The 2,360-nt window shown below is 47.0% G+C and carries 3 protein-coding genes and 1 pseudogene; 1 reads left to right on the forward strand and 3 read right to left on the reverse strand.

Translation table 11 applies throughout. The features are described 5' to 3' along the window. Positions 1–470 (forward strand): annotated as a pseudogene (locus Q0314_RS09675) (hypothetical protein); the annotation flags it as partial. Between the two features lie 73 nt (positions 471–543). On the opposite strand, the gene modD reads toward Q0314_RS09675, so the two are convergent. From modD to Q0314_RS09690, 3 genes are all read right to left on the reverse strand, one after another. Beyond that, positions 544–1,386 (reverse strand): ModD protein, encoded by an 843-nt coding sequence (gene modD, locus Q0314_RS09680; protein ID WP_298058573.1) that lies wholly within the window; start codon positions 1,384–1,386, stop codon positions 544–546. Continuing rightward, positions 1,370–1,654 (reverse strand): helicase, encoded by a 285-nt coding sequence (locus tag Q0314_RS09685; RefSeq protein ID WP_298058574.1) that lies wholly within the window; start codon positions 1,652–1,654, stop codon positions 1,370–1,372. The genes modD and Q0314_RS09685 overlap by 17 nt, the downstream gene beginning before the upstream one ends. After that, a partial coding sequence (locus Q0314_RS09690; protein WP_298058575.1) for an alanine:cation symporter family protein occupies positions 1,651–2,360 on the reverse strand: 710 nt, incomplete at its 5' end. The genes Q0314_RS09690 and Q0314_RS09685, both read right to left, overlap by 4 nt.

Below are 2,360 nucleotides of genomic sequence, written 5' to 3' on the forward strand. Positions count from 1 at the left end.
GCAAAGTATTTACATGGGACGACTATCAAATAGAGTGGGTTATAGATAGATTGCAAGACGTAGATAAAAAGATGGAATACTACAAACAAATCTACGAAGGCAAATGCATAGCTCGCAAAGAAATCAATGAAGATGAGATAGCTTGTATAGAGTTGGTATTTGAAAAAGAAAATAGGATGACGGACTGGCGCATAGAGCCGGCTCCGAATATCAAAACCTTTCTTGACGACCTGATCGGTCTAAGCTTTAACTACGGCGGAATCATAAAAGATAGAAAAACGGGCAAGATACTAGCCGACAATATATACGAAAACGTAAGATACCAAGGAGCGTTAGGCGAAAGCTTTATAAAGGCTTTTGGAAGCGAGTCGAGAGGATATGGGATATCTTGTGATAGCGGTAGGGAGAAGTATTTAGACGTATGTAATCAAAAAATGATACAGGAATTCTTTAAAAAGGATAGAAAATGAGAAAATTTGAGATAGCTATACGTTAAACTCAAGCGCAAATTTGACTCGCCAAGCGGTCCGTCAAATTTGCAAATTATACTATCTCTAAAATCGCCGTGATGTCGGCCATGCCTTGCGTGTACATAGCTGACGTAACGAGTGCGTCTGCGCCTGTGGTGGCAAATTCTCGGACGTTTTTTAGATTTATCCCGCCGCTTGCGACTAGGGCTGCGTTTGGAGCGATTTTATCTCGCAAGCCTACCGCTTGCTTTACCATCTCGGGCGTAAATTTATCGCACTGCACGACGTCGGCACCCGCCTTTAACAGCGCTTCGCAGTCGTCTAAATTTTCGCATTCGACGGCGATTTTGCGCTCGGGAGCTTTTGCTTTAAAGGTTGAAATTTGACCCAAAAACTCCTCATACGAGCCATAAGCCTTGATGTGATTTTTGAAAAACAGCACGCTATCGCTCAAATTTAGCCTATGTATGCCGCAGCCGCCCTCAAGCACGGCTTTTAGGCAAAATTTCTTAGCAAACGGGAAGCTCTTGCGCGTGGCTAGGATTTCGCATTTTGGATTTACGCTTTTTGCCGCCTCGTTCATCGCTCTTGCGTAGGTGGCGATCTTGCAGGCGTACTCTAGGCAAATTTGCGCTAGTTTCCAGGCTTTGTGCACATTATCGTAGCTACCGCTGATTTTTACGATCGGCTCTTTTGCGGCTGCGACGGCTGAGTTTGGGACGCAAATTTGAGCCTCGCAGTCTAGCAAATGCGCGATGCGAGCGGCGACGTCTACGCAGCTAACCGTCACGTCCTCGCGCGGCAGTATGGTTAAAACGGCGTTTTTACGGATGCCTTGAAGCGAGGTCGTAAGATCAAAGTAGGGCAGATCCTCGCCGATGTAGGCTAAAATTTCGGCGTCATTTATCTTGATCATCGCTTGCTAGCCTTTTTGCCTCGGCGTTTTTCTTATTTGCGTTTACGATCATATTTCTAAAAAAGCCGTTTTCGTAGAGGCCCGCGTGATAGAGCGAAAAACCTATAAACGCGACGCCTGAGGCTACGTGCCACTTTTTAAAGCCGCCTTTGTTACGTCCGAGCATTCCCAAAGCCGTAACGCAAACGGCCGCTAAAGTGACGCTCATGCCGACTTTGGCGACTTTTCTATGGGTTTGTAAATTTAAAAGTTGTCCGTTTATGTTCATTTTTTTCTCCAGCAAGTTGTGTTTGCGATACCTATGCTCTCAGGGTCAAATTCCGGATTTAGCCCAGCTTTTCTTTGCGATTCGTAGTCTTTTAGGGCTTTTATCATGACTTTTGATAGCATAAAGATCGCCGCGATATTTATCGTAGCCATCGCCGCCATCGTGATATCGGCGATGTTCCAGGCGATAGTTAGGTTCATCTGCGCTCCGACGAATATCATTGCGACCGCCGTAACCTTAAATGCCATGGCGATTTTGTGGTTTTTGGTGAGGTATTTGATATTTGCCTGCGCGTAGTAGTAGTTGCCGATCAGCGACGTGATGGCAAAAAGCACCACCGCAAGCGTCGTAAAGTGAAGGCCGATCTCGCCGTAGTACTCGCGCATTGCAGCCTGCACCAAAGGAAGCGCGGTTAGTAGCTCGCCGCTGGCGCCCGTTTGCTTTGTGATATAGGCCTGCGAGAAAAGCACTATCATGCCAGAAGCCACGCAGATCGTCATATCTATAAAAACCGCCATCGCCTGCACGAGTCCTTGTTTAACCGGGTGGCTAGTATGAGCAGCAGCGGCCGCGTTTGGCGCAGAACCCATGCCAGCTTCGTTTGAAAACAGGCCGCGCTTGATACCGTAGACGATCACGCTACCGGCAAATCCGCCGAATATCGCCTTAAAATCAAAGGCGCTTTTCATGATCATATCAAAGACGG

The sequence above is a fragment of the uncultured Campylobacter sp. genome, assembly GCF_938040115.1.
GTDB lineage: Bacteria > Campylobacterota > Campylobacteria > Campylobacterales > Campylobacteraceae > Campylobacter_A.